Genomic DNA, 23,887 nt, shown 5'->3' on the forward strand with positions numbered 1-23,887 from the left:
ACTGCTCATGGAGAGCCTATAGCCCGTGCGTAGCCTGTTCACCCGCTTCTTCCAGCTCGAAGCCGCCAGCGGCCTGTTGCTGATCGCTGCAGCCATCCTGGCCCTGGTCATCAACAATTCGCCGCTTTCCTACCTGTACAGCGGCCTGCTCGACGTGCCCGTCGCCGTCCAGGTCGGCGCGCTGCAAATCGCCAAACCGCTGCTGCTGTGGATCAACGACGGCCTGATGGCGCTGTTCTTCCTGCTCATCGGCCTGGAGGTCAAGCGCGAGGTGGTCGACGGCCACCTGTCCAAGCCCTCCCAGGTGATCCTGCCTGCCACCGCCGCCGTGGGCGGCATGGTGATCCCGGCATTGCTCTACTGGTTCATCAACCGTGACAACCCGGCAGCCGTGGCCGGCTGGGCGATCCCTACCGCCACCGACATCGCCTTCGCCCTCGGCGTACTGGCCCTGCTGGGCAAGCGCGTGCCGGTGTCGCTGAAACTGTTCCTGATGACCCTGGCGATCATCGACGACCTGGGTGCGATCATCGTCATTGCCCTGTTCTACTCGGGTACCCTGTCGAGCGTGTCACTGCTGCTGGCCGCCGCCTGCCTGGTAGTGCTGGTGGCCATGAACCGGCTTGGTGTGGTCAAGCTTGGGCCGTACATGGTCGTTGGCCTGATCCTCTGGGTCTGCGTGCTCAAGAGCGGCGTGCATGCCACTCTGGCCGGTGTTGCCCTGGCCTTGTGCATCCCGCTGCGCACGCGCCATGCCGAACGCTCGCCACTGCTTGCCCTGGAACACGCCCTGCATCCCTGGGTCGCCTACGCCATCCTGCCACTGTTCGCTTTTGCCAATGCCGGTGTATCGCTGGCAGGCATGACCGTAGAAAGCTTCACCCACCCGGTGCCACTGGGCATCACCGTCGGGCTGCTGCTGGGCAAGACCGTGGGTGTCTTCGGCCTGACCTGGGTCGCGATCAAGCTACGCCTGGCCGCGCTGCCTGCCGGCGCCAGTTGGGGGCAATTGCTGGGTGTGGCGATACTTTGCGGTATCGGCTTCACCATGAGCCTGTTCGTTGGCTCGCTCGCCTTTGTGCCTGGCAGCAGTGATTACGCCGGGATGGACCGCATGGGCATTCTCACCGGCTCGTTCTTCGCCGCCGTGATCGGCTATGCGGTAACCGCCATGGCCAGCCGCAAGCCCAACGTCGGCTGACCTTGCCGCAGCATGAAAAAACCCCGACTGGCGAACGCCATGTCGGGGTTTTTCTTGTTCGGCTACGGTCAGTGCGTGACGCGGCTGGTGCCATCAACGGTCATGATGCGCACGCGGTCGCCAACGCGGAAGATCTCGTTCTGCTGCACGGCCTGCACATAGGCACGCATGCTGCCATCATCCTCACGCACGGTGATTTCGACACCCTGGGTACGAGTCAGGCCTTCTTCGGCGGCGGAACCGGCCAGGCCACCGGCAACAGCACCGATCACGGCAGCAACGATGCTGCCACGGCCACCACCCACGGCGCTGCCGGCCACGCCACCGACGATGGCGCCCGCGCCACCACCGATCGGGGTCTTGGTGCCCTCGATCTTGACCGGACGCAAGGACTCGATGGTGCCCATGCGCACGGTTTGCACGCGGCGGGCCTCATCACGGGAGTAGCTGTCACCGGTCAGGCTCGAGGCACAGCCACCCAGCAACAGCGACATGGTGGTAAAGGTCGCCACCAGCAAAGCGGATTTACGCATGGGTAAAGTCTCCATAAGTCAGGTGCTCATTAGACGCTGCACGTTGACGGCTGTCACGGTACAAACGTAATAAAATTGTTTTCATTCAGCCAACGGACAGCCTGCGTAGCTGTGTCGAGGCCTTTCAAGTGAGACCAAGGATAGCCATGGATTACTTCATCGTCGTGGTCACCACCGTTGCGGGGCTGTACTTCCACTGGTGGCTTTATGTGCGCATGCGCCGCTGGATGGACCGTGATCTGGCATTGTCGCTGGCTGGGGCGGACCCTCGAAAACGCGCTTATATGCTGCAACGGCTGGAGCAGGCACGGGTGGAGAAGGTGGGGCGCAAGCAGTTGGCGGGGTGGTTGGAGCGGGAGGCTGCGGGGTATTCGGGGTAGCTGATGGAATGCGGGGGCTGCTGCGCAGCCCTTTCGCGACACAAGGCCGCTCCTACAGGGGGCCGCGTCAGTTGCCGGGACCGCGATCCCCTGTAGGAGCGGCCTTGTGTCGCGAAAGGGCCGCAAAGCGGCCCCGACAATCTCAGGGCGCCAACCGCTCCCGCAGCCATTGCCCATCCACCAGGCGGTAGTTCAGTCGGTCATGCAGGCGGCTGGCCCGCCCCTGCCAGAACTCGATACGCTCAGGCAGCAACCGATACCCACCCCAATGCTCCGGGCAATGCGGCTGGGTGTCGGAGAAGCGCGCCTCGGTGGCCTTGACCAGCCCCTCCAGTTCCTCGCGACCGGCAATCACCTGGCTCTGCGGCGACGCCCAAGCCCCCAGGCGACTGCCCAGCGGGCGCACCTGGTAGTACGCGTCAGACTCCTGGGGCGTGACCTTTTCCACCCGCCCTTCGATGCGCACCTGGCGCTCCAGCGCAGGCCAGAAGAAGGTCATGGCGGCGAAAGGATTGACCAGCAGTTGCTGGCCCTTGGCACTATCGTAGTTGGTGAAGAAGGTGAAACCACGCTCATCGAGCCCCTTCAGCAGCAAGATACGGCAGTGAGGGCGGCCTTCAGCATCGACAGTGGCCAAGGTCATGGCGTTGGCTTCCACCGGTGCCTGCTCGGTTTTCACCGCATCGGCGAACCACTGGTGGAACAGGGCGAACGGCTCCCCCGGAGCCTGGGCTTCGGCCAGGCCATCACGGGTGTAGTCGCGGCGCATATCTGCCAGGGATTGGGTCATTGCTGCGTTCCTTGACGATCAGTTGGTCTTCGCAGGGCTGTTGGCAGCTACTTTCTTGTCAGTGGTAGCTTTCTTGGCGACGGGCTTGGCCGGCGCGGCTTTTTTCTTGGCCGTGGTCTTGGCGGGCGCCTTGGCCTTGGCTTTTGTAACAGGCTTCTTCGCCGCAGCCTTGGTGGCCGGCTTGCTGTCGGCAGCCTTGACGGCAGGCGCCTTGACATCCTGCGCCGCCACCATCGGGGCCCGCGCCGGGGCGGCTTGCTGGTACTTGGCCAGCAGGGCGACCATGGTGTTCTGCGGGGTCAACAGCATTTCCACACGGCGGTTAAGGGCGCGGCCCTCGGCGCTGTCGTTGGCGGCGCGCGGCATTTCCGAGCCCATGCCCTTGAGGTTAAGGCGGTCACGCTGCAGGCCGCTGAGGCGGAAGATGGCCGATACCGAAGCGGCGCGCTCCAGGCTGAGCTTCTGGTTGGCGGCAGCGACACCGCTGCTGTCGGCATGGCCAAGCACCAGCACGGCGGTCTTGGCATCGCCCTCGACAGTCTTGGCCACCCGGGTAATCGGGCCCAGGGTCATCGGCAGCAGCATGTTAGGACGATCGGGGTTGTACGAACTGTCCACCGGGATGGTTACAGCCAGCACGTTGTCACGGCGCTCCAGCTCCAGCTTGCTGCCCTTGATCGCCTCACGCAGCTTGGGCTCGTACTCGTCCAGCCAGGCCTGGGTGGCCTTCTGGTCGATCTTCGGTACCACCGGCCCCTTTGCCTGCTTATCTTCACCGCCGAACGGCCACCACCAACGGCTGGCGCTGTCGGACTTGGCGTCGGCCTTGGCCACGTTTTCCGTGACGGCTTGCTTCACTTCCTGCTCGGCAACCTTGTCCGAACCGAAAGGCCACCAGCTCGAGGCGCTGTCCTTCGAGCCGTCCTGGGGGTGGCTGGCGCAGCCGGTAACGGCGGTCAGGCACAGGGCGAGTGCTAAGGTTTTGTGTGAAGACATCAGCGATACACCATGAAATAGAAAGAAATTTTGCCTACGCACTTCAGGCGTTGGCATTGAGGATAGTCAAAGGGATGGGGCAATACCCGCATTACCCGATCAAAGGCAACTGGCAAGGACACGTACCAGTTTCTGGGCTCGCGGGTCCATGAGCACATAAGGGCCAAGGGTATTGACCACGAAACCGAAGGCAACATCGTGCTCCGGGTCAGCGAAACCGACCGAGCCACCAGCGCCTGGGTGGCCGAAGGCGCGGGCCCCGAGGCCGAACGTGGCGTTGGCCACATCGGGTTGGTCGAGCATGCAGCCCAGGCCAAAACGGGTCTGGGTAAGCAGGGTGCGATCCTGGCCGAGGCTGTGCTCTCGGGTCAGTTCGTCGAGCAGTTCGGATTCGAGCAGGCTACCGTCCAGCAACCCGGCATAGAAGCCCGCCAGGCTGCGCGCATTGCCATGGCCATTTGCCGCTGGCTGCTGCATGCGCCGCCACTCCGGCTTGTTGGTACTGGTCAGGATCGCCGGCGGGTTGGTGAAGGCACGGGTCGACAGTGCCTCTGGCTCGCGCATGGTCACCTGTAGCAGGCGCTGGGCCGCAGCGTCGCCGGCGTTGCCCTTGCCACGGGCGATATGCGCTACGCGATGGAACTCATCGTCTGCCAGGCCGACATGAAAATCCAGCCCCAGGGGCCGAGCGGTACGGGCCACGATCGAGTCGCCGGGGCCACGGCCGTCGGCACGGCGGATCAGCTCGCCAATCAGCCAGCCATAGGTAATGGCGGCATAGCCGTGCTCGGTGCCGGGTGTCCACCAGGGCGTTTCGGCAGCCAGCGCATCGACCATGGTCTGCCAGTCATACAGCGCCTCGGCCGGCAGCAACTCACGGATGGCCGGCAAGCCGGCACGGTGGCTGAGCAGCTGGCGCAGGGTGATCGCCTGTTTGCCTGCTTGGGCAAACTCGGGCCAGTAGTTGGCCACCGGGGCATCCAGGGCCAGCTTGCCCTCGCCAACCAGTTGCAGGGCAGTGACGGCGGTGAAGGTCTTGGTGCAGGAGAACAGGTTGGCGATGGTGTCGCTGTGCCAGGCCTGCTGGCCATCCTTGTCGGCACTGCCGGCCCACAGGTCGACCACGGTTTCGCCACCGACCTGGATGCACAGCGCGGCGCCACGCTCCTGGGGATCATCGAACAGCGCGGCGAAGGCCTCGTGCACTGCTTCGAACTTCAGCTCATAGTGACCCTGGATCTGCACCCGCTGTTCTCCGTACGACCAATTCCGAAAATGGTGTGCATTGTTTCAGTAGTTGCGAGTTTTGCAAACTGGCTTGGGCTGGGTGGTCACTGTGGGAGCGGCCTTGTGTCGCGATGGGCTGCGCAGCAGCCCCGGCAATTTATGCAGCGCCGCTGAAATCAGGGGACTGCTCCGCAGTCCTTTCGCGACGCAAGGCCGCTCCCACAAAAAGACCGCGTCAACCTGGGCTAGGGCGTCGGCTTTTCCAGCTGGGCGCGCAGCTGGCTCATTGCCTGCAAGTTGCTCTTGCGCACGGCATCGACAAACCCTGGGTATGGCATATCGGTAATCGCCACCAACCCGAGGTGGCCGTTCTCGCCATCGAGCAGGCGGCCGCTGGCCGGCTGGTCGAGGTACTGGAACCAGTGCGCGCCAACGATCATCGGCTGCGCCAGCGCCGCCTTGAGGAAATTGCCGTAGGCCGGGCCACGGTCTTCTTCCCGCGCCACTTCCAGCGGCCCCGGCCAGAACGGCCCGCGATCGCGCGAGCCGAACTGGAACTCGGACACCAACACCGGCTTGTCCAGCTCGGCCAGGCGGGCGAAGTCGTAGCCGTCCTGCGGCTTGAGGGTATAGAAGTTGAAGCTGAGCACATCGCAGAATTCGGCGCAGGCCTTGACCGCCTCCGGCGTGCTGACGGCAAAGCGGCCGCCCAGCAGCAAGTGATTGGGCGCATGCCACTTCAACGAGTCGGCAATGGTTTTGAAATAGGTTTCGGCGAACACCTGCTGGAAGTGCTGGTAGTCACGCTCGATTTCCGGGTGCTCCGGGTTGGGCAACGGTGCCTCGAAGCCCGGGTCCTCCATCAGTTCCCAGGCCGCCAGCTCGATCCCCCAGGCCTTGGACAGCCCTTCTTGGTTGCGGTACTTGTCACGCAACTGCTTGAGGAAGGCGCGCTTGGCCGGTACATCGGTGGTCAGGCGCAAGGTACCGTAGGCCAGGCCATAACGCGCCTTTGGGTCGTTACCTGGGGCGGCCCAGGCCAGTTCGTTGTCGGCGAAATAGCCGATCAGCCAGGGGTCGTCGCGGTGATCGCGGGCGGCGATTGCCACGGCGCGCTCGGTGGCCATGGCAAAACGCGGGTCGAACGGGTCGGGCATGCGGCCCCACCAGTCCATGCCGGTGCTGATGCTGGCGTAATCCCCCACGATCGATAGCGGCAATGTGTATGGCATGCGCCTGGCCTGGCCCAGAGCCGGCTCGCTCCAGTTGCCTACCGTGTTGAAACCCCAGGCCTGCAGGCGGTCGAGCGCATGCGCCTGCCAGCGGGCGGTATCCAGCGCCAATGGCGGGCAACTGGCCGGCTGCCCTTCTACTGCGGGCGGGCAAGATTTGCCATGGGTGCGTTGCAGGTTGGCGGCATAGAAGTCGAACCAGCGCCCTTGCTTGAAGTTACGCCCTTGCGACGAAGGGTTGCCATCGTCGTTGTTGCCATCACCATAGAATGCTGCCAGTGCATCACCTTCGCCCGGCAACGCCTTGAACATCCCCTCACGCCCGGCAACGTAGGTACGCCCGCCATCCGCAGCCACTGCATTCACCCCCAGGGAATAGAACGGATGCCCCTCGGGCGTTACCAGGTACCAGCGGCCGTCACGCTTTTCGGTGCGGAAGAAGCCTTTGGCCTCGAACGCCGGGCCAGCCAGCAGACCACCGTATGCGTCCAGCTGCTGTTTGCCGCGCTCTGCCAGCCAGCCTTTGAGCTGTTGCTGTTCGCGCGCATCGGCCGCCTTGAGCTGCTCGTCATTGGCAACCTTTTCTGGCCAATGGCCGCGGGTGGACTGGCCATAGGCATCGATCAGCTCCTGATAGGCCGCCTTGTAGGGCTGGTCGTCATCCTGGATGCCCACACGTTCGATCAGCAGGTTCTGCGCCACGTTGGGGTTGGGGATACTCAGGCTGACCGACGCCACCTGCTTGAGGTCGACCGCGCCGGCGCTGCTGGTCAGCAGCAGGCGCTGGCCGCCATGGTTCCAGGGCATGGGCGGGCCGGCGCGCATGCCCTGACTCAGCGGCGAGCTGGCCGTCAGCGGTACCATCACGGTTTGTGCAGGACCGGCCGGAAGGTCAATGCGGCTGGTCAACATGCGCCCATCACTGCCTTGCACCGTGACATCCACCGTCAGCGCCCAATCCATCGCGCTTTGCAGGCGCAAGGTCAGGAACTGCCCACCGGACCAGTCCCACACACCGCTTTGCGGGCTCAGGCGCAGGGTCGGCCGCTGGGCCGGGTTGAACACCACGCGCCGCAACACTTCGCCTTCGGCCGTCTGCTCCGCATTGTACTGCGGCATGCCGGCGTTTTCGGTCGCCACGTTGACCACCGAGGCCGGGCGCACGAAGCTGAACAGCGTCTGCTGCCCAGCCAGCAAGGGCGAGCTGAACAACAAGGCGAAAACGGCGGGCAGGGTACGGCGGACCATAAGGCTGGGGCTCTCCTTCAAGGGCCCTCATGGCCCGCGACTGAGTAATGGACAACGCGCCGGAGCAAGTGCTCCGGCGGTCAGGAAATCTCCCGCCGGAACGGCGGCAGCGCATTGAGAATAGCCTTGCCGTAGCGCTGGGTAACCAGGCGCCGGTCAAGCAAGGTGATGACACCGCGATCCTGTTCGGTTCGCAGCAGGCGGCCGCAGGCCTGGATCAGCCGCAGCGAGGCGTCGGGCACGGCAATTTCCATGAACGGGTTGCCGCCGCGAGCCTCGATCCACTCGGCCAATGCAGCTTCGACCGGGTCATCGGGCACGGCAAAGGGAATTTTGGCGATCACCACATGCTCGCAGTAAGCCCCCGGTAGGTCGACCCCCTCGGCAAAGCTGGCCAGGCCGAACAGCACGCTGTGCTGGCCATCGTCGACCCGCGCCTTGTGCTTGTTCAGGGTTTCCTGCTTGGACAGGTTGCCCTGGATCAGCACCAGCTTGCGCCAGTCACGGTCCAGGCCATCGAACACATCCTGCATCTGCTTGCGCGAGGAGAACAGCACCAGCGCGCCGCGGGCATCTTCGACAATGTTCGGCAGTTCGCGAATGATCGCAGCGGTATGCGCCGCCGCATCGCGCGGGTCGGCCTTGAGGTCGGGGACCCGCAGCAGGCCGGCATCGCCATGCACGAACGGGCTGGGCACCACGCAGGTGACCGCGTCACGCGGCAACCCCGAGCGCATGCGGAAGCGGTCGAACTTGCCCAGCGCGGTCAGGGTTGCCGAGGTCACCAGCGCGCCATGGGCCACGCTCCACAGGCTGCGGCGAAGCATTTCGGCAGCCAAAATGGGGCTGGCATTGACTTCGATGTCGAACAGCGCGCCGCTCTCGGCCAGGGTCAGCCAGCGAGCCATGGGCGGGCTGTCTTCCGGGTCTTCGGCGGTAAAGGCCGTCCACAGCTCCCAGTTGCCCTGGGCACGGGTGACCAGGCTCCCGAACAGCGGGTACCACTCCTCGGCCTGGTGGCTGGCGATGCCGATGTTGACTTCACCGTCCATGCCTTCCTTGAGCAGGTCGGCCAGGCGGGTGAACAGGTCGTTGAGGCGGGCAAAGCCCTTTTTCAGCTCGATGCCCACTTCGCGAATCTGCTCTGGCACCACGCCACCTTCGAAGCGGTAGCGCGGGCGCTCACGGCCTTCGTTGTCCTCGCTGGGGCGGAAGTCGGCAACCTGCTCGCACAGGGTGAACATGAACTGCTGCTGGGTGCGCACTTCCCGCGCAAGCTCCGGCACCTGCTCGATGTACTTGCCCAGGTCACCGGGCAGCGGGTGCTGGGCCAGCAGCTTGGTCAGGTTCTTGGCGGTCTGCTCCAGCCAGTCGGCAGTGGAGCGCAGGCGCGAATAGTGAGCGAAATGGCCGATGGCCTTGTCCGGCAGGTGGTGGCCTTCGTCGAACACGTACATGGTGTCGCGCGGGTCAGGCAACACCGCGCCGCCGCCAAGGGCCAGGTCGGCCAGCACCATGTCGTGGTTGGTGACGATCACATCGACCTTGCCCATGCCTTCGCGTGCCTTGTAGAACACGCACTGCTGGAAGTTCGGGCAATGACGGCCGGTGCACTGGCTATGGTCGGTGGTCAGGCGCGCCCAGTCCTGGTCCTCCAGGGCTTCGGGCCAGCTGTCGCGGTCACCGTCCCAGCGGTTGCCGGCAAGCTTCTCGATCATGCTGTTGAACAGCTTCTGGCTGCGCTCGTCGACTTCGATGTGGAAGCCTTCTTCCTCGAACAGCTGGGCGGTGGCCGACTGGGCATGGCCCTCCTGCAGCAGGATGTCGAGCTTGGACAGACACAGGTAGCGGCCACGGCCCTTGGCCAGAGCGAAGCTGAAGTTCAGCCCGCTGTTGCGCATAAGGTCGGGCAGGTCCTTGAAGACAATCTGCTCCTGCAGCGCCACGGTGGCGGTGGCGATCACCAAGCGCTTGCCGGCGGCCTTGGCGGCCGGAATCGCAGCCAGGCTGTAGGCCACCGTCTTGCCGGTACCGGTGCCCGCCTCCACTGCCACCACGGCAGGCTCGCCGGCACGGCGGCCTTCTTCGTCGCAGGCAATGTCGCCGAGCACCTTGGCCACTTCGGCAATCATCAGGCGCTGGCCATAGCGCGGCTTGAGGCTCTTGGCTTCGAGAAAACGCGTATAGGCGCCCTGGATGGTGGCTTTGAGTTCGTTGCTGATCATGGTCTGCAGGCGCCCGGAGGGCTGGATATATTTTCAGTGTTGCGCATGGGGCGGCTATCATACCCCGCTATTGCCCTTTATGCCGCATGGAGATCCGCATGCTTGCCTTTGCCCTGCCCTACACATTGCATGTCCTGGCCGCCCTGGTGTGGGTCGGCGGCATGTTCTTCGCCTGGCTGGTACTGCGCCCGGCAACGGTTGCAGCCCTTGAAGGGCCTGCCCGGCTGCGCCTGTGGGTGGAAGTTTTCCGACGCTTCTTCGGCTGGGTCTGGCTGGCGGTGGCGATTTTGGCGATAAGTGGTATCGGCATGTTGCACATGCGCTTCAGCGGCTTCGAGACTGCGCCGAAGTACGTGCATGTGATGATCGGTGGGGGCATCGCCATGTTTGCCCTTTTCATGCGCATCCAGGCGTTGCTGTTGCCGGAGCTGAGGGCTGCTGTGCAAGCCGAGGACTGGTCGGCAGGTGCGGCGGTGCTGGGGCGGATTCGGCGGATGGTGGGGATCAACCTGCTGCTGGGCCTGGCCGTGGTCGCAGTGGCCAGTTCGCGGCTGATGCTCTGATATTGCCTGCACCGGCCCTATCGCCGGCAAGCCAGCTCCCACAGGTACTGCACATGGCTTGCAGCCGATGCGGTCGCAGTGGGAGCTGGCTTGCCGGCGATAGGGCCAGTACAGGTTTTCACAAGCGCTGCAGAATCAGCTCACCTGCAGCCCCCGCCAACCCAGGCTGGCCCGGCTGCCCCGCCCGGCCGTTGGCACCGGCGTCTGTGCGGTACACCAGGCAACCCTTGCTGGCCCCGCCTTTACCGGCCTTGCCGGCAGCCCCGGCCTGGCCCGGCGCGCCGCCGTCCAGGCGCACAACGACACGTTCCTGCGGGAAGCCCTGCGGTAGGCTCAGGCGGACGCGCCCACCCGGCGCACCATCGTGCCCGTTGCCGCCGTCATCGCCGTTGGCACCGCGGCTGGCCTGGCCCCAGGTGCAGCCACCGGCCTGGCCGTTGGCACCATCGAGCCCCGCGTACCCCGGCGCACCGGCACCGCCACGGGCATCGATAGCCAGGCGTTCGGCGTCCACTTCCGCCAGTTTCAGGTCCAGGCTGCGGCCGGACCGGGCTCCCCGCTGATAAGTGCCCGCCGCTCCCGGCGCACTGAATTCACTGCCCTCACCCAGCCGCGCGCTGCGCGCCTCGATCAGCAGCGGGCTATCGGACGGTGCAATGGCGATACGCGCATCGCGCCCCAGCTCCAGCTGGTCGACCTTCAATTCGGCGAGCGTGGCAGGCAGCAGCAGGGTTGCAGCATCGGCGACACGCAGCTGTGCAAGATGCACGCTGGCCGACTTGTCGGGCAGGCGCAGCATGGAATTGGCAGCGACTTCCAGGCTTTCGGCCTGGGCCAGTGGAGCAGCCAACATGGCCATTAACATCAGATTACGCATTTCGCGGCGCCTCCTGCACACGGGGGATGGACATGACATGGAAGATACCCGTCAACAGGATCTGCAGACGATCGAACCAGCGGTGGCTGCGCCCGCGCAGGCTGCCATTGAAGAACAGCACTTCGAGCAGGTGCAAGCCCAGCAAGGTGATGCCGGCGGCGTTGATCAGCAGGTTGAAGGGCAAAGGTTGTGGCATCAACTGATTGAACAGCACCACCCCCCAGAAAGCGACAGTCAGGACCTTGCCCAAGCCCAGGATGAACCTCATATCCCGCCCCCATGAATTGTTGTTATGTCGAGACGGCCCGTTCGAGCGGGCCGTGCGACCAACATTAACTGCAATGCCAGGACAGGCGCCAGCACCACTCAGTTGAGGTGCAGTTCCACCCGTCGGTTGCGGGCGCGGCCCTCCTCGCTTTCGTTGTCGGTGAGCGGTTCACTCTCGCCGCGCCCTTGGCTGGTGACCTTGCCCGCCTCCAGCCCCTGGCTGATCAGGTAAACGGCCACGCTGCTGGCGCGGCGTTCGGAAAGTGCCTGGTTGTAGCTGTCGGAGCCCACGTTGTCGGTATGCCCGATCACGCTTACTTTCGCCACCGTCGGTGAATCGAGCTTCGCCACCAGGCCTTGCAGGCGCTGCTGGGCCGCCGGGGTCAGCTGGGCAGAATCGAAGGCGAACATCACCGCGCCGTTGTCATCCAGGATGATCACCTCTGGCGAGGGTTCAGGTTCAGTGGCGGGCTGTGATGCGGGGTACACCTTCAACGGGCAACCCATGTGGTCGACCGCAGTGTTGGCGGGGGTATCGGGGCAACGATCGCGGCGATCGAAAATGCCATCGCCATCTTCGTCGCCATCCTGGGCGTAACAGATCAGGCCCCCGGCAATGGCGCCAAGGGCACCGCCGCCAGCCGCCCAGGTCGAACTTTCGATGGCGCCCAGGCCACCACCGACCAGGCCGCCGAGCAGGCTGCAGATGGGCCAGGTCCTCTGGTTGAGCGGCGCGCTGCCATCGCTGTGGGTGGCGCAGCCCGCGAGCAGGCTGGCAGCCACCAACAGCGGCAGCGCCGCCTTCGACGTCACACTCATGCTGAATGCTCCTGTGTCATTGGCCACGAACGGCTGAGCGCCGTGAAGACACGCCCGTGCCACTGCTCAAGGCACGGGCGCACGCCGTTCTACCGCTGGATCTTGATCTCGGTACGGCGGTTCATGGCACGCCCATCGGCCGTGGCGTTGTCTGCCACCGGTTGGGTTTCACCGGCACCGACCACCGACACGAAGCTGCTGCGCGGCACACCGCTCTCGACCAGGTAATCGGTCACCGAATGGGCACGGCGCTCGGACAGTTTCTGGTTGTAGCTGTCGGAGCCAACGCTGTCGGTATGGCCGCTGACGCTCAGGCGGGCGGACGGCGCCTCCTGTTTCAGGCGCGTGGCAATGGTGTTGAGGCGCTCCTTGTCGCTGGCGGTCAGGCGCGCAGAGTCGAACTCGAAGTGCACATCGCGGATGACGATGACTTCTTCCTTCTGCACCACCACTTCCTCAACCACCGCGGCCGGCTCCGGCGGGCAGCCGTTGGCATCGACCTGCACACCGCGCGGGGTGCCAGGGCACTTGTCACGGCTGTCCGGTACGCCGTCGCCATCCTCGTCGCCATCGCCATGGGCCCAGCAATAGCCCGCCGCCAGGCCACCGCCCAGCAACGCGCCCCAACCAGCCCAGCTGGAGCTCTCGATGGCGCCCAGGGCAGCGCCGCCTACACCCCCGACGGCAGCACACTTCGGCCAGTCGGTCTTTTGCAAACCTGCACAACCAGTCAACACACTGGTGAGCAGAACCAGGGGTATCGCTGTGCGTACTATGCTCATTTCATTGCTTCTCCTAGGGGGAATCGGCATAAGGCCGATCTCAGGGATTAAAGACCGAGCATTTGATCCCTGCCAGCAATAAGCCACGACACAATCACATGCCTCTTTGCCCGCACGCTGCGGCCCGCTAGTCTTGGACGACTTCAACGAGGATTGCCAATGACCGACGGTTTTTCCCAGCGCACCCCGCAGCAGGCCCTGGCGGCCCTGCTCGAGCGCTTCACTCCGCAACGCCTGCTGCTGGTGGGCACGCGTTTCCCGGCGCTGGACGCCTTCGCCCAGGCGCATCCACTTGCAACCATCGCCGCGGCCGCCCCAGGCCCGCTGCCGGCCGAACTGGCCGCCCAGCGCTTTGACCTGGCGGTACTGGTGGACTGCCTGGAGCACCTGCCCAAACGCACCGGCCTGGAATTGCTCGGCGGCATTCGCAACCTCAATGCCAGCCGGGTCGCGGTGCTGGCCGACCTGGCCGCCTGTGGCTGGCAAGACACCGATTTCTTTGCCCTGGCCCTGTCGGCCAGCGAGAAATTCCGCCGTGACCAGCAGGTATTGAGCCTGTTCACCTATGATCTACATGACTACAAGCAGGTACCGGACTGGCTGAATGCCAAGTTCTGGGCCAACCCTGAAAACTTCGGCAAGTACTGGTGGTGATGATGAGTGTCTCGGTCTGCCCTTGTGGCAGTGGCAACCTGCTCGACGCCTGCTGCGGGCATTACCATGCCGGCACCCCGGCACCGGATGCCCAGGCGCTGATGCGCTCACGCTACAGTGCCTACGTGCTGGGCCTGGTCGACTATCTGGTGGCCACCACCCTGCCGGCCCAGCAAGCTGGCCTGGACCGTGCTGCCATGGCCGCCTGGAGCGCCCAGAGCACCTGGCTGGGCCTGGAGGTGGAAAGCGCAGAGGTGCTGGGCGGCCAGCCGGAGCACGGCTTTGTCACCTTCACTGCCCGCTGGCACGACCAGGAAGGTGACCATCAGCACCGCGAGCGCTCGGCATTCGTCCAGCATGCCGGGCGCTGGTACTTCATCGACCCCACGGTCGGACTCAAGGCCGGGCGCAACGACCCCTGCCCCTGCGCCAGCGGCCAGAAGTTCAAGAAATGCTGCGCCAGTTACGTGGGTAGCTGACCATGATCGCCCGCGCCCGCCCGCTGCTGTTCGCCGCCCTGATCGCATGGCTGGCACTGCTGGCGGGCTGCGCCAGCTGGGGCGGTGACGACTGGCGCGAACCCGAGGTGCATCTGGTCGAGGTGGAGACGGTCAAGGCCAGCTTGCTGGGGCAAGAGTTCGTGCTGCATCTGCGAATCGACAACCCCAATGACAGCCGCCTGTTCATCCGCAACCTGTCGTACGCCATACGCCTCAACGACCTGTTGCTGGTGCAGGATGAAACCAGCGTATGGCGCAGTGTCGGCGGGCATGCCCGGCGGACTTTCAAGATCACCGCGCGGACCAACCTGTGGCAGCACCTGAAGCCTCTGGCCAAGCTGCTGAAAAGCGAACAACCGCTGCATTACAGCCTGCAAGGCGAACTGGCGACCGGGTTGCTCATCCATCGGGACCTGCACTTGTCGCGCAGTGGTGAGATAATCCCCGGCGATTACAAACCGGAGTAACCCTGCAATGTCCCAGCAACCCCACGTTCATGGCCCTGACTGCAACCACGATCATGATCACCACCACGACCATGGCCATGTACACGGTCCGCACTGCAACCACGGCCACCAGGAACCGGTACGCAACGCCCTGAAGGACGTTGGCCGTAACGACCCGTGCCCGTGCGGTAGCCAGAAAAAGTTCAAGAAGTGCCACGGCGCCTGAGCTGAACAGCACTTGCGCGTCCCTGCCGTGGGCCGCGCAGTGGGTAGCCGGGGCCTAGCTGGCCCTGGCAGGCCCTGAAACCTTGCGCTGCAGCAACCCGGCGGTGGCCATGAGCAGCACGATGCACAGGGCCATGCAAATGGCATTGGTACCCTCCCAACCGACCGTGCCCAGCAACAGCGCCGGGCTGAACGCGCCAACGGTCGCGAATACCGCGATGGCCAGATCGTTCTTCCCCTGCATCTGCATCGCTGCCGGGCTGTTTTGCAGCGACTGCGCCAACAGCGCCCCACCGCCCACGTAGGTCAGGTTCCAACCCAGGCCCAGGGCTATCAGTGACAAGGTCATCATCGCGTAGCTGTGCGACCACATGTTCATGGCCGTGCAACCGATCAGCAGGCCCAGGCCGAGACAGATGGTGGCCCTGATGCCGAGCTTGTGGATGATGGCCCCGGTGAAAAACGATGGCGCAAACATGGCAATCACATGCCATTGAATCGCCAGGCGAACGTCGGAAAAGTCCTCATGCATGTGTTTCATGTGCATGGACGCCTGGATCATCAGCAGATTCATGATCCCGTATCCCAGCGCGGCCACTGCCATGGCCACGGCAACCACCGGGCTCAGCGGCTCGGCGGCCGTGCCAGCCGGTTTCGCTGCACGGTCGTTACCGGCGGTGTCGGTATCGCCGGGCAGGCAGGCCGCTGTCAGCAAGGACATCACCGCCAGGCCGACAAAAGCGGCGTAGCACAGCGAAAACAGCGGATAGCCACCAATGTCCCGAAGCCACTCGGTGAGTGCCGGCCCGACCACGGCAGCGATCACCCCACCGGCCACCACCAGGGAAAGCGCTTTGGGCTTCAGGTCCTGCGCCAGATTATCGGTGGCCGCAAAGCGATTGAAGTTGGCAAACGCAATGTAGATGCCCAATGCCGAATGGCTGATTACCAGCGTCGGGAAGTGCTGGTACTGCACAGCCAGGTAGCCACAGATGCCAGACACCGCCAACGGGATCGAGCCCAGCATGAAGGCGCGCTTGCGGCCAATACGGCTCATCAGCCTGGAGACCGGATAGGTGGCCAGCATCAGGCAGAGGAACTGGAAACCATAGGGCACGGTGGACCAGGTGGCGGCAGGCGCCAGCGCCGCCCCGACAATGGCCGCCATGGTCACGGACATGACCGCAGTCGTCAGGTTGATCGATTGCGCGGTGAAATACAGGTACGTGCGCCGCGGAAGTGTGCTCGACATGGCGTGTGCTCACGGTAGGTGGACAGGGTAATTGTCGGCACGGGAAAAGTGCCGACAGGTGCATGGTGGCATCTGTCGAACCCAGCGACGCGAACAGTCGACGTACTTTCCGGTTAACTGTTAGGCTGTTTTTTCTAACAGCTGCTGGACCCGCCATGCGCCCGCACAGCCTTCTTGCTCAGTTGAAACAGCGCCTCGAAGCCGGCGAATGGCTGCCCGGCCAGCGCATGCCGTCCATCCGCAAGCTGACGGCGACAATTGGCTGCAGCTACCACGATGTCGTCTCCAGTTATGCCCGGCTGGTCAGCGAAGGTGTGTTGACCGCCATTCCTGGCCGCGGCTACTTCGTCGCCAGCCACACACGGCAAACCGGCGCGGTGGATGCGCCCGCAGGCATGGCCGGTGACCCGCTGTTCAAGCTGCTGCAGGGGGGCCAGCACTACACCAAACTGGGCAGTGGCTGGCTGCCACCCGCCTGGCGTGACACCGAGCTGCTGGCCAAGGCGATTCGGCGCACGGCGCGGCTGGAGCAGAGTTCGCTGGCCGAATATGGCGACATCCAGGGTTACCTGCCCATGCGCAAACAGCTGTGCGTGCACCTGAAACGCCTGACCCGTGTCGATGCCCGGCCCAGCCAGTTGCTGACTACACTGGGCGCCACACAAGCGCTGGACCTGGTGGCGCGGTTGTTGATCAAGCCAGGGGATCACGTGTTCGTCGACGAACCCGGCAATGGCAACCTGATCAAGCTGATCCAGTTGGCCGGCGGCCACGTGGTCGGGGTGCGCCGAACCCAGGACGGGCCAAGCGTGGAAGACATGAAGGAGCACCTGGCCAGGCACAAGGTCAAGGCGTTCTTCTGCAACAGCACCTTCCACAACCCGACCGGCGGCAACATCAGCCCGCACAATGCCTTCAACGTCCTGCGCCTGGCGGTGGAACACGACTTCTTCGTGGTCGAGGACGATGTCTACGGCGACTTCAGCCCGGGTGTGCGCCAAACCTTTGCCGAACTGGACAACCTTGAGCGGGTCATCTACATCGGCAGCTTCTCGAAATGCCTGTCCGCCTCATTGCGGGTGGGCTACATCGCCTGCTCGGCAGAGCTGATAGAGCCGCTGACGCGCCTGAAGCTGCTGACCTGCGTGGCGGTGCCGGCGTTTTGCGAACGCTTCGTCAACACCATCTTGTCCGACGGCACTTATGCCCGGCACATGCAAGACCTGCAGCAGCGCCTGGTCCGGCAGCAGGCGCAGACCCAGCAGTTGTTGCGGGCACGTGGCTGGCAGTTCGACATAACGCCCCAAGGCGGCATGTTCCTGTGGGTCTACCACCCCGAACTGGCCGACCTGCAGCCGTTCATGCGTCGCCTGGAACAGCACCAGGTGCTATTGATGCCAGGCTCGGCCTTCGCAGTCAGCCGTGGCTATCAAAGCCTTGCTCGCATCAATTGCACGCACTTTTCCGACGCCGTGGCCGAACATTTCAAGGTTTGAGTCGGCACTGGCAAATAAACCGCCCAAGGACCTTGCACGGCGCCTGCGCGCTCACTACCTTAGCGCCTTTCAAACCCGCCACGCCTTGCAGGAGCCCTCGTCATGGCCGCCCCCGCCTTTCCTCCATTCCGTCCGCGGTTCGCAACCGCTGCCACGCTGCTCGGCATGCTCGGGCTGGCCGGCTGCCAGACGGGCGGCTACCAGGGCAGCGTGCCACCGACCAGTGGCGTGCAGCCACTCAAAGGCCTCGCGCAGAACGTTTCGGTTCGGCGCAACGCGATGGGCGCACCACTGATCGAAAGCAGCAGTTTCCATGACGCCCTGTTCAGCCTGGGCTATGTGCATGCCGGCGACCGCATCGAGCAGATGGTCGCCATGCGCCTGCTGGCCCAGGGCCGCCTGGCAGAACTGGCAGGCAGCGACGCGCTGGACATCGACCGCCTGATGCGCGCAGCCAACCTCAAGCAGAGCGCGGCCCAGCAGTACGCCGACGCATCGCCACGGCTCAAGCGCTTCTTCGAAGTGTATGCGCGCGGTGTCAACGCCTACCTGTTCCGCTACCGCGACAAACTGCCTACCAGCCTGGCTGGCAGTGGCTACCGCCCCGAATACTGGAAGCCCGAAGACTCGGCGCTGATCTTCAGCCTGTATGCCTTCAGCCAGTCGGTGAACCTGCAGGAAGAACTGAGCGCCCTGACCCTGGCGCAGAACGCCGGCAGCGACAAGCTGGCCTGGCTGCTGCCCGGTGCCCCGGACGAGCCGTTGGCCGAGGCCGAAGTGGACAAGCTCAAGGGCCTGAACCTGGCCAGCCAGTTGCCGGGGCTACCGGCCCTGGCAGCTGCCAGTCAGAAGCTGGCCGACCTTGACCTTCTGGGCAGCCCGGGCTCGGCCAACCTGGCCCTGGCGCCGCAGCGCAGCCGCAGCGGCAAAAGCCTGCTGGCCAGCGACAGCCGAGCCGCCTGGGTCCTGAGCCCGGTGCAGATCCATACCGGCAAGTATCAGGTCGCCGGCCTGTCGTTGCCTGGCCTGCCGATCGTGCTGGCCGGCTACAACGGCAAGCTGGCCTGGAGCAGCAGCGCGGTCATGGCCGACAACCAGGACCTGTACCTGGAGCAACTGCGCCACCAGGGCAGCCAACTGAGCTACCTGGCCGACGGCAAATGGCTGCCGGCCCGCGCCCGTAGCGAAACCTTCTTCGTCCGCGGCCAGCGCCCGCTGCGCGAGGTGATGTACGACACCCGCCACGGCACCCTGCTGGCCCAGCCAGGCAATGCCAGCCTGGGCCTGGCGCTGAACCTGCCACAGTTCAAGGGCGACCGCAGCCTGGATGCGCTGTTCGACCTGACCCGTGCCAAGAGCGTGGAGCGTGCCTTCGACAGTACCCGTGAAGTGACCTCCGCCGCCCTCAACTTCGTCTTCGCCGAACCCGAGCACATCGGCTGGCAAGTCAGTGGCCGCTACCCCAACCGCCGCGAAGGCCAGGGCCTGCTGCCCTCGCCGGGCTGGGACGGGCGCTACGACTGGGACGGCTATGCCGACCCGATGCTGCACCCTTACGACCAGGACCCACCCGCCGGCTGGATCGGCCACGCCAACCAGCGCAGCCTGCCGCGTGGCTATGGCATGCAGCTGTCCAGCACCTGGTACTACCCCGAACGCGCCGAGCGCCTGGCCCAGCTCGCTGGCAATGGCCGCCACGACAGCCGCAGCCTGATGGCCCTGCAGAACGACCAGACCACCCTGCTGGCCGAAAAGCTCAAGCAGATGTTCGACGCCCCAGGCATGGCCCAGCCACTCAAGCAGGCGATCGATGCCCTGCCCGCCGCACAGCGCGACAAGGCCCGCGACGCGCTGGCCCGGCTCAAGGCCTTCGATGGCCGCCTGAGCCCGGTGTCGAGCGATGCCGCACTGTACGAACTGTTCCTCCAGGAAGTGGCCCGGCAAACCTTCCTCGACGACCTGGGCCCTGAATCCGGCGCGGCCTGGCAGGCTTTCGTCAGCAATGCGCGGTTGTCGTTCTCGGCGCAGGCCGACCACCTGCTGGGCCGCGACGACAGCCCGTTCTGGGATGACCGCAGCACCCCGCAGAAGGAAGACAAGCCGGCCATCCTGGCCCGCAGCCTAGCGGGCGCGGTGGATGCCGGCACTGCGCAACTGGGTGCCGACCGCCGCGCCTGGCAGTGGGGCAAGCTGCACCAGTACCGCTGGCCTGCACCGGCCTACCATGGCTTGGGCGATACCCTTGAACGCTCACCGCAGGCTGCCGGTGGTGACTTCACCACCCTGGCCCTGACGCCATACGCCTGGGGCAGCGACTTCAACACCCGCCTGCCGGCCTCGGCGCGGATGATCGTCGACTTCGGCCAGGCCGAGCCGTTGCAGGTGCTGACCAGCAGCGGGCAGTCCGGCAACCCGGCCAGCACGCATTACAGCGACGGGCTGGATGCCTGGTTCAAAGGGCGTTTCATGAGCCTGCCGCTGCAGCAGCAGAACTTCGGGCGGGCGTATGGCAACCAGCGTTTGACCCTGGTGCCCGGCAAGTAAACCTCTCAATCAAGCCGCCACCTGTGGCGGCTTGGGCTATGCACTACACAGCTACGACTGAAAGCTCGATCCGTTGTCCCAACACGTGCAGCGCATGCTCGACCTGCTCGATCTTGGAACGGTGCAGCAGATCGACCAGACGATCGATCTGGGGACGATTCACTCCAAGTCGGCGCGCCATCTCGGTCTTGCTGATTTTTTGTGCAACCATCGTATTCCACAACGCTGCCTTCGCGGCGGTCAGGGCTGGCAGACGTACGACGGGTTGACCTTCAGTTGGTGTTGCAGGCAGCGGAATAGCTTTTTTTTGATCCACATAGAACGAGAGCGCGGACTCCAAGGCATCCACGGCATCGAACAGAGCTTCCTCCGAAGTGTCACCCGCGCAGGCCATCTCAGGCACATCGGGACAACTCACCCAGACACTGCCGTCTTCCAGATGAACGACTACCGGATACTCGAATACCATCACGTGCTCCCCTAAACCGTTCATGATTTCAACCCTAGGTCCTTCAGGATCTTCCGTCTCAGGCCTTCGCTTATTTCCTTCGCCCCGTGATCTGGGAAAATCGTCTGGCGATTACCTAAATAGACCTTGAAATGACTACCCTTGGCAGCGACAAACGTAGCGCCTTGGCCGCGCAGCCATCGGCGAAATTCACTGTATTTCATATCAGCCTTTGTCGAACCAATGTGCATCACGCGCCGACAGACCGCAACATTTTTGTTGCAGCCCTTCGACCTGAGGACACAGTTAACCGCAAAAGGCGGTTCGGCATTTCTGAATGGCAAGTAGTCCACTTCGCTTGTTAAAACGTTCGAACTCTCGTGACAGTTCCGCGCTCCTAACAAGAACCTCGGCCACCAGCGCCCACGCCATGGACCTCGTCATCGCCCGCCCCGAAGGGCTCTATTGCCCCCCCGGTGATTTCTATATCGACCCGTGGCGGCCCGTAGACCGGGCCGTAATTACCCATGGCCATGGCGACCATGCTCGTATCGGCAACCGCCATTACCTCACCGCCGCCCCAGGCGCCGGCATCCTGCGCAGCCGTCTGGGCCAGGACATCGACCTGCAAACCCTGCCGTATGGCGAACGCCTGCTGCACCATGGCGTAACCCTGAGCCTGCACCCGGCCGGGCATGTTCTGGGCTCGGCGCAGGTACGCCTGGAGTACCAAGGCGAAGTGTGGGTCGCCTCCGGAGACTACAAAGTGGAGCCCGACGGCACCTGCACGCCGTTCGAACCGGTGCGCTGCCACACGTTCATCACCGAATCGACGTTCGGTCTGCCGATCTACCGATGGCCCAGCCAAAGCGAAATATTTGCCGGCATCAACGCCTGGTGGCGCGCCAATAGCGAACAGGGCAAAGCCAGCGTGCTGTTCTGCTATGCCTTCGGCAAGGCCCAGCGAATCCTCCACGGGTTGGACGCCAACCTTGGTCCTGTCCTCGTGCATGGCGCTGTAGAACCGCTCAACCGAGTGTACCGGGACGCTGGCGTCTACCTTCCGCAAACCCGTTATGTCGGCGATATCCCACGCAACGACCCGCTGCTGCGCCAGGCACTGGTCCTGGCACCGCCTTCGGCTGGTGGCAGCAGCTGGATGCGCCGTTTCGGCGACTACAGCGATGCCTTTGCCAGTGGCTGGATGCTATTGCGCGGCACCCGCCGCCGGCGTGGGGTAGACCGCGGTTTCGTGCTCTCGGACCATGCCGATTGGCCGGGGTTGCTCTGGGCCATCGGCCAGACAGGCGCAGAACGCGTGATGGTCACCCATGGCTCGGTCAATGTGCTGGTGCGCTACCTCATCGAACAAGGCCTCGACGCACGCGCCTTCGTGACCGAGTACGGCGAGGAAGATGACGTTGTAGCCACGGAGGCAGACGCATGAAAGCATTCGCCGAACTGTACCTGAGGCTGGATGCGACCACCTCCAGCACTGCAAAGCTCGAGGCGCTACGCGACTACTTCAGCACCGCCCCGGCTGTGGATGCCGCCTGGGCGGTGTATTTCCTGGCGGGTGGCCGCCCTCGCCAACTGGTGCCTACACGCGTGCTGCGGGAGCTGGCCGGCAGCTTGGCCGGGCTGCCTGACTGGCTGTTCGAGGAATGCTACCAGGCCGTTGGCGACCTTGCCGAAACCATTTCACTGCTGGTACCGGAAAGCCGCAACCCTGGCGACGACGGCCTCGCCCGCTGGGTCGAAGCCCATCTGCTGCCATTGCGGAGCCTGCCGGTCGAGGAAATCCAGCAACGCCTGCCGCCTCTTTGGGCCCAGCTGGACCGCCCCAGCCTGATGCTCTGCCTGAAACTCATCACTGGCAGCTTTCGCGTGGGTGTATCGAAGCTGTTGGTCACTCGCGCCCTCGCACAAATGGCCGGGCTGGATGCCAAACGCGTGGCCCAGCGCCTGGTTGGCTACACCGACATCAGTCACCGCCCGACGGCAGCCAGCTTTCAACGGCTGATAGCCCCGGAATCAGACGATGAGCATAGCCAGCGTGGTGGCCAGCCCTATCCGTTCTTTCTGGCCCACCCTCTGCAGGTGCCAACCGAACAGCTCGACGCACTGCTCGGGCCGCCGAGCGAATGGCAAATCGAGTGGAAATGGGACGGCATTCGCGCCCAGGTGGTCAAGCGCGAAGGCCAGCTGTGGGTCTGGTCGCGCGGTGAGGAACTGGTCACCGAGCGCTTCCCCGAACTGCACAGCCTGGCGCAGACCCTACCCGACGGTATCGTGCTCGATGGCGAGATCCTGGTTTGGAAACCTGGTGGCTCAGCGGCTGAACTGGCTGTACAGCCGTTTGCCATGTTGCAGCAGCGCCTGGGTCGCAAGACCTTGGGCAAAAAGCTGCTGAGCGACGCGCCAGTGGTGCTGCAGGCCTACGACCTGCTGGAATGGCGAGGCGAGGACTGGCGCAGCCGGCCGCAGCATGCACGCCGCCAGCAGCTGGAACACGTGCTTGAGGAGCACCCATTGGCCCCGGTGTTGCTCTCGCCTCTACTGGTAGGCCAGAACTGGGCCGACCTTGCCCGCCAGCGCGAACAGTCCCGCAGCCTGGGGGTGGAAGGGCTGATGCTGAAACAGCGCGAGGCCTTGTATGGCGTGGGGCGTACCAAGGACATGGGCACCTGGTGGAAGTGGAAGATCGACCCGTTCAGCGTCGATGCCGTGCTGATCTATGCCCAGCGCGGCCACGGCCGGCGGGCCAGCTTGTACAGCGACTACACCTTCGCCGTGTGGGACGCGCCACCCGGTACGCCGGGGCGGGCACTGGTCCCCTTCGCCAAGGCCTATTCAGGCCTTAGTGACGAAGAGATGCGCAAGGTCGACGCCATCATCCGCAAGACCACTGTTGAAACATTCGGGCCGGTACGCAGCGTGACACCAACGCTGGTGTTCGAGCTTGGCTTCGAGGGCATCGCCCTGTCCAGGAGGCACAAGAGCGGCATTGCCGTGCGCTTTCCGCGGATGCTGCGCTGGCGGCTGGACAAGCCGGTGGAAGAAGCGGATGACCTGGCTACATTGCAGGCACTGCTGGCCTGAAACAATTTCTGGACCGCGCTGGCTTCTTCGCGGGTAAACCCGCTCCCACAGGTCATGCACGAAAGCTGGATTTTTTACGA

Annotated in this window: 24 protein-coding genes; 11 read left to right on the forward strand and 13 right to left on the reverse strand. The window is 64.4% G+C overall.

Features of this window, described 5'->3' with window-relative positions; genetic code table 11:
• Positions 1-25 precede the first annotated feature (25 nt).
• The gene (gene nhaA, locus RIN61_RS05645) at positions 26-1,201 is read left to right on the forward strand and encodes a Na+/H+ antiporter NhaA (protein ID WP_112250659.1); all 1,176 of its coding nucleotides are present in this window, start codon (positions 26-28) and stop codon (positions 1,199-1,201) included.
• Between the two features lie 68 nt (positions 1,202-1,269).
• On the opposite strand, the gene RIN61_RS05650 is transcribed toward nhaA, so the two are convergent.
• Positions 1,270-1,734 (reverse strand): outer membrane lipoprotein, encoded by a 465-nt coding sequence (locus RIN61_RS05650; RefSeq protein WP_013973925.1) that lies wholly within the window; start codon positions 1,732-1,734, stop codon positions 1,270-1,272.
• Between the two features lie 146 nt (positions 1,735-1,880).
• Here RIN61_RS05650 and RIN61_RS05655 point away from each other — a divergent pair, with 146 nt between their 5' ends.
• Positions 1,881-2,114 carry a hypothetical protein gene (locus RIN61_RS05655; RefSeq protein ID WP_112250655.1) on the forward strand — a complete coding sequence of 78 codons (234 nt, stop codon included), beginning with the start codon at positions 1,881-1,883 and terminating at the stop codon, positions 2,112-2,114.
• A gap of 142 nt (positions 2,115-2,256) precedes the next feature.
• Here the strand turns inward: RIN61_RS05655 and pdxH are convergent, their stop codons facing one another.
• The 5 genes from pdxH to dinG all read right to left on the reverse strand — a co-directional run bounded on the left by pdxH (position 2,257) and on the right by dinG (position 9,832).
• Entirely contained in the window at positions 2,257-2,904 is a 648-nt protein-coding gene (pdxH, locus tag RIN61_RS05660; RefSeq protein ID WP_112250653.1) for a pyridoxamine 5'-phosphate oxidase, read from the reverse strand.
• An 18-nt stretch (positions 2,905-2,922) separates the two neighbouring features.
• Entirely contained in the window at positions 2,923-3,900 is a 978-nt protein-coding gene (locus RIN61_RS05665) for an OmpA family protein (RefSeq protein ID WP_112250651.1), read from the reverse strand.
• Positions 3,901-3,999: 99 nt separating this feature from the next.
• Positions 4,000-5,145, reverse strand: coding sequence for a serine hydrolase domain-containing protein (locus tag RIN61_RS05670; protein ID WP_112250649.1), 1,146 nt, complete (start codon positions 5,143-5,145; stop codon positions 4,000-4,002).
• A gap of 227 nt (positions 5,146-5,372) precedes the next feature.
• On the reverse strand, positions 5,373-7,607 hold the full coding sequence (locus RIN61_RS05675) for a beta-galactosidase (RefSeq protein ID WP_313856165.1): 2,235 nt from the start codon (positions 7,605-7,607) through the stop codon (positions 5,373-5,375).
• An 80-nt stretch (positions 7,608-7,687) separates the two neighbouring features.
• Positions 7,688-9,832 (reverse strand): ATP-dependent DNA helicase DinG, encoded by a 2,145-nt coding sequence (gene dinG, locus RIN61_RS05680; protein ID WP_112250645.1) that lies wholly within the window; start codon positions 9,830-9,832, stop codon positions 7,688-7,690.
• A 98-nt stretch (positions 9,833-9,930) separates the two neighbouring features.
• Between dinG and RIN61_RS05685 the strand changes: the two genes are divergently transcribed.
• Positions 9,931-10,395, forward strand: coding sequence for a CopD family protein (locus RIN61_RS05685; RefSeq protein ID WP_112250643.1), 465 nt, complete (start codon positions 9,931-9,933; stop codon positions 10,393-10,395).
• A 118-nt stretch (positions 10,396-10,513) separates the two neighbouring features.
• Here RIN61_RS05685 and RIN61_RS05690 read toward each other — a convergent pair whose 3' ends face one another.
• From RIN61_RS05690 to RIN61_RS05705, 4 genes are all read right to left on the reverse strand, one after another.
• The gene (locus RIN61_RS05690) at positions 10,514-11,272 is read right to left on the reverse strand and encodes a collagen-like protein (RefSeq protein ID WP_313856168.1); all 759 of its coding nucleotides are present in this window, start codon (positions 11,270-11,272) and stop codon (positions 10,514-10,516) included.
• On the reverse strand, positions 11,265-11,540 hold the full coding sequence (locus RIN61_RS05695) for a DUF1145 domain-containing protein (protein ID WP_023663398.1): 276 nt from the start codon (positions 11,538-11,540) through the stop codon (positions 11,265-11,267). The genes RIN61_RS05690 and RIN61_RS05695 overlap by 8 nt, the downstream gene beginning before the upstream one ends.
• 98 nt (positions 11,541-11,638) lie before the next feature.
• A complete protein-coding gene (locus RIN61_RS05700; protein ID WP_313856171.1) occupies positions 11,639-12,358 on the reverse strand; it encodes a PA1041 family peptidoglycan-binding anchor lipoprotein in 720 nt (239 codons plus the stop codon).
• 89 nt (positions 12,359-12,447) lie between these two features.
• Positions 12,448-13,140, reverse strand: a complete 693-nt coding sequence (locus RIN61_RS05705) for a PA1041 family peptidoglycan-binding anchor lipoprotein (RefSeq protein WP_087500242.1) — start codon at positions 13,138-13,140, stop codon at positions 12,448-12,450.
• A gap of 159 nt (positions 13,141-13,299) precedes the next feature.
• Between RIN61_RS05705 and RIN61_RS05710 the strand changes: the two genes are divergently transcribed.
• Genes RIN61_RS05710 through RIN61_RS05725 form a run of 4 tightly spaced genes read left to right on the forward strand, consistent with a single transcriptional unit; the run spans position 13,300 to position 14,966 of the window.
• Positions 13,300-13,794, forward strand: coding sequence for a DUF6231 family protein (locus tag RIN61_RS05710; protein WP_112250637.1), 495 nt, complete (start codon positions 13,300-13,302; stop codon positions 13,792-13,794).
• 2 nt (positions 13,795-13,796) lie between these two features.
• Positions 13,797-14,273 carry a YchJ family protein gene (locus RIN61_RS05715; RefSeq protein ID WP_015271542.1) on the forward strand — a complete coding sequence of 159 codons (477 nt, stop codon included), beginning with the start codon at positions 13,797-13,799 and terminating at the stop codon, positions 14,271-14,273.
• A 2-nt stretch (positions 14,274-14,275) separates the two neighbouring features.
• Positions 14,276-14,761: an LEA/WHy family protein gene (locus RIN61_RS05720; RefSeq protein ID WP_112250635.1), complete on the forward strand. Its 486-nt coding sequence runs from the start codon at positions 14,276-14,278 to the stop codon at positions 14,759-14,761.
• Positions 14,762-14,768: 7 nt separating this feature from the next.
• Positions 14,769-14,966 (forward strand): SEC-C metal-binding domain-containing protein, encoded by a 198-nt coding sequence (locus RIN61_RS05725; RefSeq protein ID WP_003258907.1) that lies wholly within the window; start codon positions 14,769-14,771, stop codon positions 14,964-14,966.
• A gap of 54 nt (positions 14,967-15,020) precedes the next feature.
• Here RIN61_RS05725 and RIN61_RS05730 read toward each other — a convergent pair whose 3' ends face one another.
• Positions 15,021-16,217 carry an MFS transporter gene (locus RIN61_RS05730; protein WP_313856178.1) on the reverse strand — a complete coding sequence of 399 codons (1,197 nt, stop codon included), beginning with the start codon at positions 16,215-16,217 and terminating at the stop codon, positions 15,021-15,023.
• 155 nt (positions 16,218-16,372) lie between these two features.
• On the opposite strand from RIN61_RS05730, the gene RIN61_RS05735 reads away from it, so the two are divergent.
• Both RIN61_RS05735 and RIN61_RS05740 read left to right on the forward strand, forming a co-directional pair.
• Positions 16,373-17,713: an aminotransferase-like domain-containing protein gene (locus tag RIN61_RS05735; RefSeq protein WP_313856180.1), complete on the forward strand. Its 1,341-nt coding sequence runs from the start codon at positions 16,373-16,375 to the stop codon at positions 17,711-17,713.
• 102 nt (positions 17,714-17,815) lie between these two features.
• The gene (locus tag RIN61_RS05740) at positions 17,816-20,257 is read left to right on the forward strand and encodes a penicillin acylase family protein (RefSeq protein WP_313856182.1); all 2,442 of its coding nucleotides are present in this window, start codon (positions 17,816-17,818) and stop codon (positions 20,255-20,257) included.
• 43 nt (positions 20,258-20,300) lie between these two features.
• Here RIN61_RS05740 and RIN61_RS05745 read toward each other — a convergent pair whose 3' ends face one another.
• Entirely contained in the window at positions 20,301-20,750 is a 450-nt protein-coding gene (locus RIN61_RS05745; protein WP_243432203.1) for a type II toxin-antitoxin system HicB family antitoxin, read from the reverse strand.
• Entirely contained in the window at positions 20,747-20,929 is a 183-nt protein-coding gene (locus tag RIN61_RS05750) for a type II toxin-antitoxin system HicA family toxin (protein WP_025340378.1), read from the reverse strand. Before RIN61_RS05750 ends, RIN61_RS05745 begins: the two co-directional genes overlap by 4 nt.
• Before the next feature lie 206 nt (positions 20,930-21,135).
• Between RIN61_RS05750 and RIN61_RS05755 the strand changes: the two genes are divergently transcribed.
• Together RIN61_RS05755 and RIN61_RS05760 are read left to right on the forward strand one after the other, a co-directional pair.
• Positions 21,136-22,152: a ligase-associated DNA damage response exonuclease gene (locus RIN61_RS05755; RefSeq protein WP_215520771.1), complete on the forward strand. Its 1,017-nt coding sequence runs from the start codon at positions 21,136-21,138 to the stop codon at positions 22,150-22,152.
• Positions 22,149-23,807 (forward strand): ATP-dependent DNA ligase, encoded by a 1,659-nt coding sequence (locus RIN61_RS05760; protein WP_313856188.1) that lies wholly within the window; start codon positions 22,149-22,151, stop codon positions 23,805-23,807. The genes RIN61_RS05755 and RIN61_RS05760 overlap by 4 nt, the downstream gene beginning before the upstream one ends.
• Positions 23,808-23,887: the final 80 nt, after the last annotated feature.

The sequence above is a fragment of the Pseudomonas inefficax genome (assembly GCF_032164165.1).
Taxonomy (GTDB): Bacteria; Pseudomonadota; Gammaproteobacteria; order Pseudomonadales; family Pseudomonadaceae; genus Aquipseudomonas; species Aquipseudomonas inefficax.

What these genes read in the sequence shown, in the direction of transcription:
- RIN61_RS05745 (WP_243432203.1), bottom strand. Translation starts at nt 20,750, where the DNA reads ATGAACGGTTTAGGGGAGCACGTGATGGTATTCGAGTATCCGGTAGTC.
- RIN61_RS05705 (WP_087500242.1), bottom strand. Translation starts at nt 13,140, where the DNA reads ATGAGCATAGTACGCACAGCGATACCCCTGGTTCTGCTCACCAGTGTG.
- RIN61_RS05760 (WP_313856188.1), top strand. Translation starts at nt 22,149, where the DNA reads ATGAAAGCATTCGCCGAACTGTACCTGAGGCTGGATGCGACCACCTCC.
- pdxH (WP_112250653.1), bottom strand. Translation starts at nt 2,904, where the DNA reads ATGACCCAATCCCTGGCAGATATGCGCCGCGACTACACCCGTGATGGC.
- RIN61_RS05740 (WP_313856182.1), top strand. Translation starts at nt 17,816, where the DNA reads ATGGCCGCCCCCGCCTTTCCTCCATTCCGTCCGCGGTTCGCAACCGCT.
- RIN61_RS05750 (WP_025340378.1), bottom strand. Translation starts at nt 20,929, where the DNA reads ATGAAATACAGTGAATTTCGCCGATGGCTGCGCGGCCAAGGCGCTACG.
- RIN61_RS05685 (WP_112250643.1), top strand. Translation starts at nt 9,931, where the DNA reads ATGCTTGCCTTTGCCCTGCCCTACACATTGCATGTCCTGGCCGCCCTG.
- RIN61_RS05695 (WP_023663398.1), bottom strand. Translation starts at nt 11,540, where the DNA reads ATGAGGTTCATCCTGGGCTTGGGCAAGGTCCTGACTGTCGCTTTCTGG.
- RIN61_RS05735 (WP_313856180.1), top strand. Translation starts at nt 16,373, where the DNA reads ATGCGCCCGCACAGCCTTCTTGCTCAGTTGAAACAGCGCCTCGAAGCC.
- RIN61_RS05755 (WP_215520771.1), top strand. Translation starts at nt 21,136, where the DNA reads ATGGACCTCGTCATCGCCCGCCCCGAAGGGCTCTATTGCCCCCCCGGT.
- RIN61_RS05730 (WP_313856178.1), bottom strand. Translation starts at nt 16,217, where the DNA reads ATGTCGAGCACACTTCCGCGGCGCACGTACCTGTATTTCACCGCGCAA.
- RIN61_RS05725 (WP_003258907.1), top strand. Translation starts at nt 14,769, where the DNA reads ATGTCCCAGCAACCCCACGTTCATGGCCCTGACTGCAACCACGATCAT.
- dinG (WP_112250645.1), bottom strand. Translation starts at nt 9,832, where the DNA reads ATGATCAGCAACGAACTCAAAGCCACCATCCAGGGCGCCTATACGCGT.
- RIN61_RS05650 (WP_013973925.1), bottom strand. Translation starts at nt 1,734, where the DNA reads ATGCGTAAATCCGCTTTGCTGGTGGCGACCTTTACCACCATGTCGCTG.
- RIN61_RS05715 (WP_015271542.1), top strand. Translation starts at nt 13,797, where the DNA reads ATGAGTGTCTCGGTCTGCCCTTGTGGCAGTGGCAACCTGCTCGACGCC.
- RIN61_RS05700 (WP_313856171.1), bottom strand. Translation starts at nt 12,358, where the DNA reads ATGAGTGTGACGTCGAAGGCGGCGCTGCCGCTGTTGGTGGCTGCCAGC.
- RIN61_RS05710 (WP_112250637.1), top strand. Translation starts at nt 13,300, where the DNA reads ATGACCGACGGTTTTTCCCAGCGCACCCCGCAGCAGGCCCTGGCGGCC.
- RIN61_RS05675 (WP_313856165.1), bottom strand. Translation starts at nt 7,607, where the DNA reads ATGGTCCGCCGTACCCTGCCCGCCGTTTTCGCCTTGTTGTTCAGCTCG.
- RIN61_RS05665 (WP_112250651.1), bottom strand. Translation starts at nt 3,900, where the DNA reads ATGTCTTCACACAAAACCTTAGCACTCGCCCTGTGCCTGACCGCCGTT.
- RIN61_RS05690 (WP_313856168.1), bottom strand. Translation starts at nt 11,272, where the DNA reads ATGCGTAATCTGATGTTAATGGCCATGTTGGCTGCTCCACTGGCCCAG.
- RIN61_RS05655 (WP_112250655.1), top strand. Translation starts at nt 1,881, where the DNA reads ATGGATTACTTCATCGTCGTGGTCACCACCGTTGCGGGGCTGTACTTC.
- RIN61_RS05720 (WP_112250635.1), top strand. Translation starts at nt 14,276, where the DNA reads ATGATCGCCCGCGCCCGCCCGCTGCTGTTCGCCGCCCTGATCGCATGG.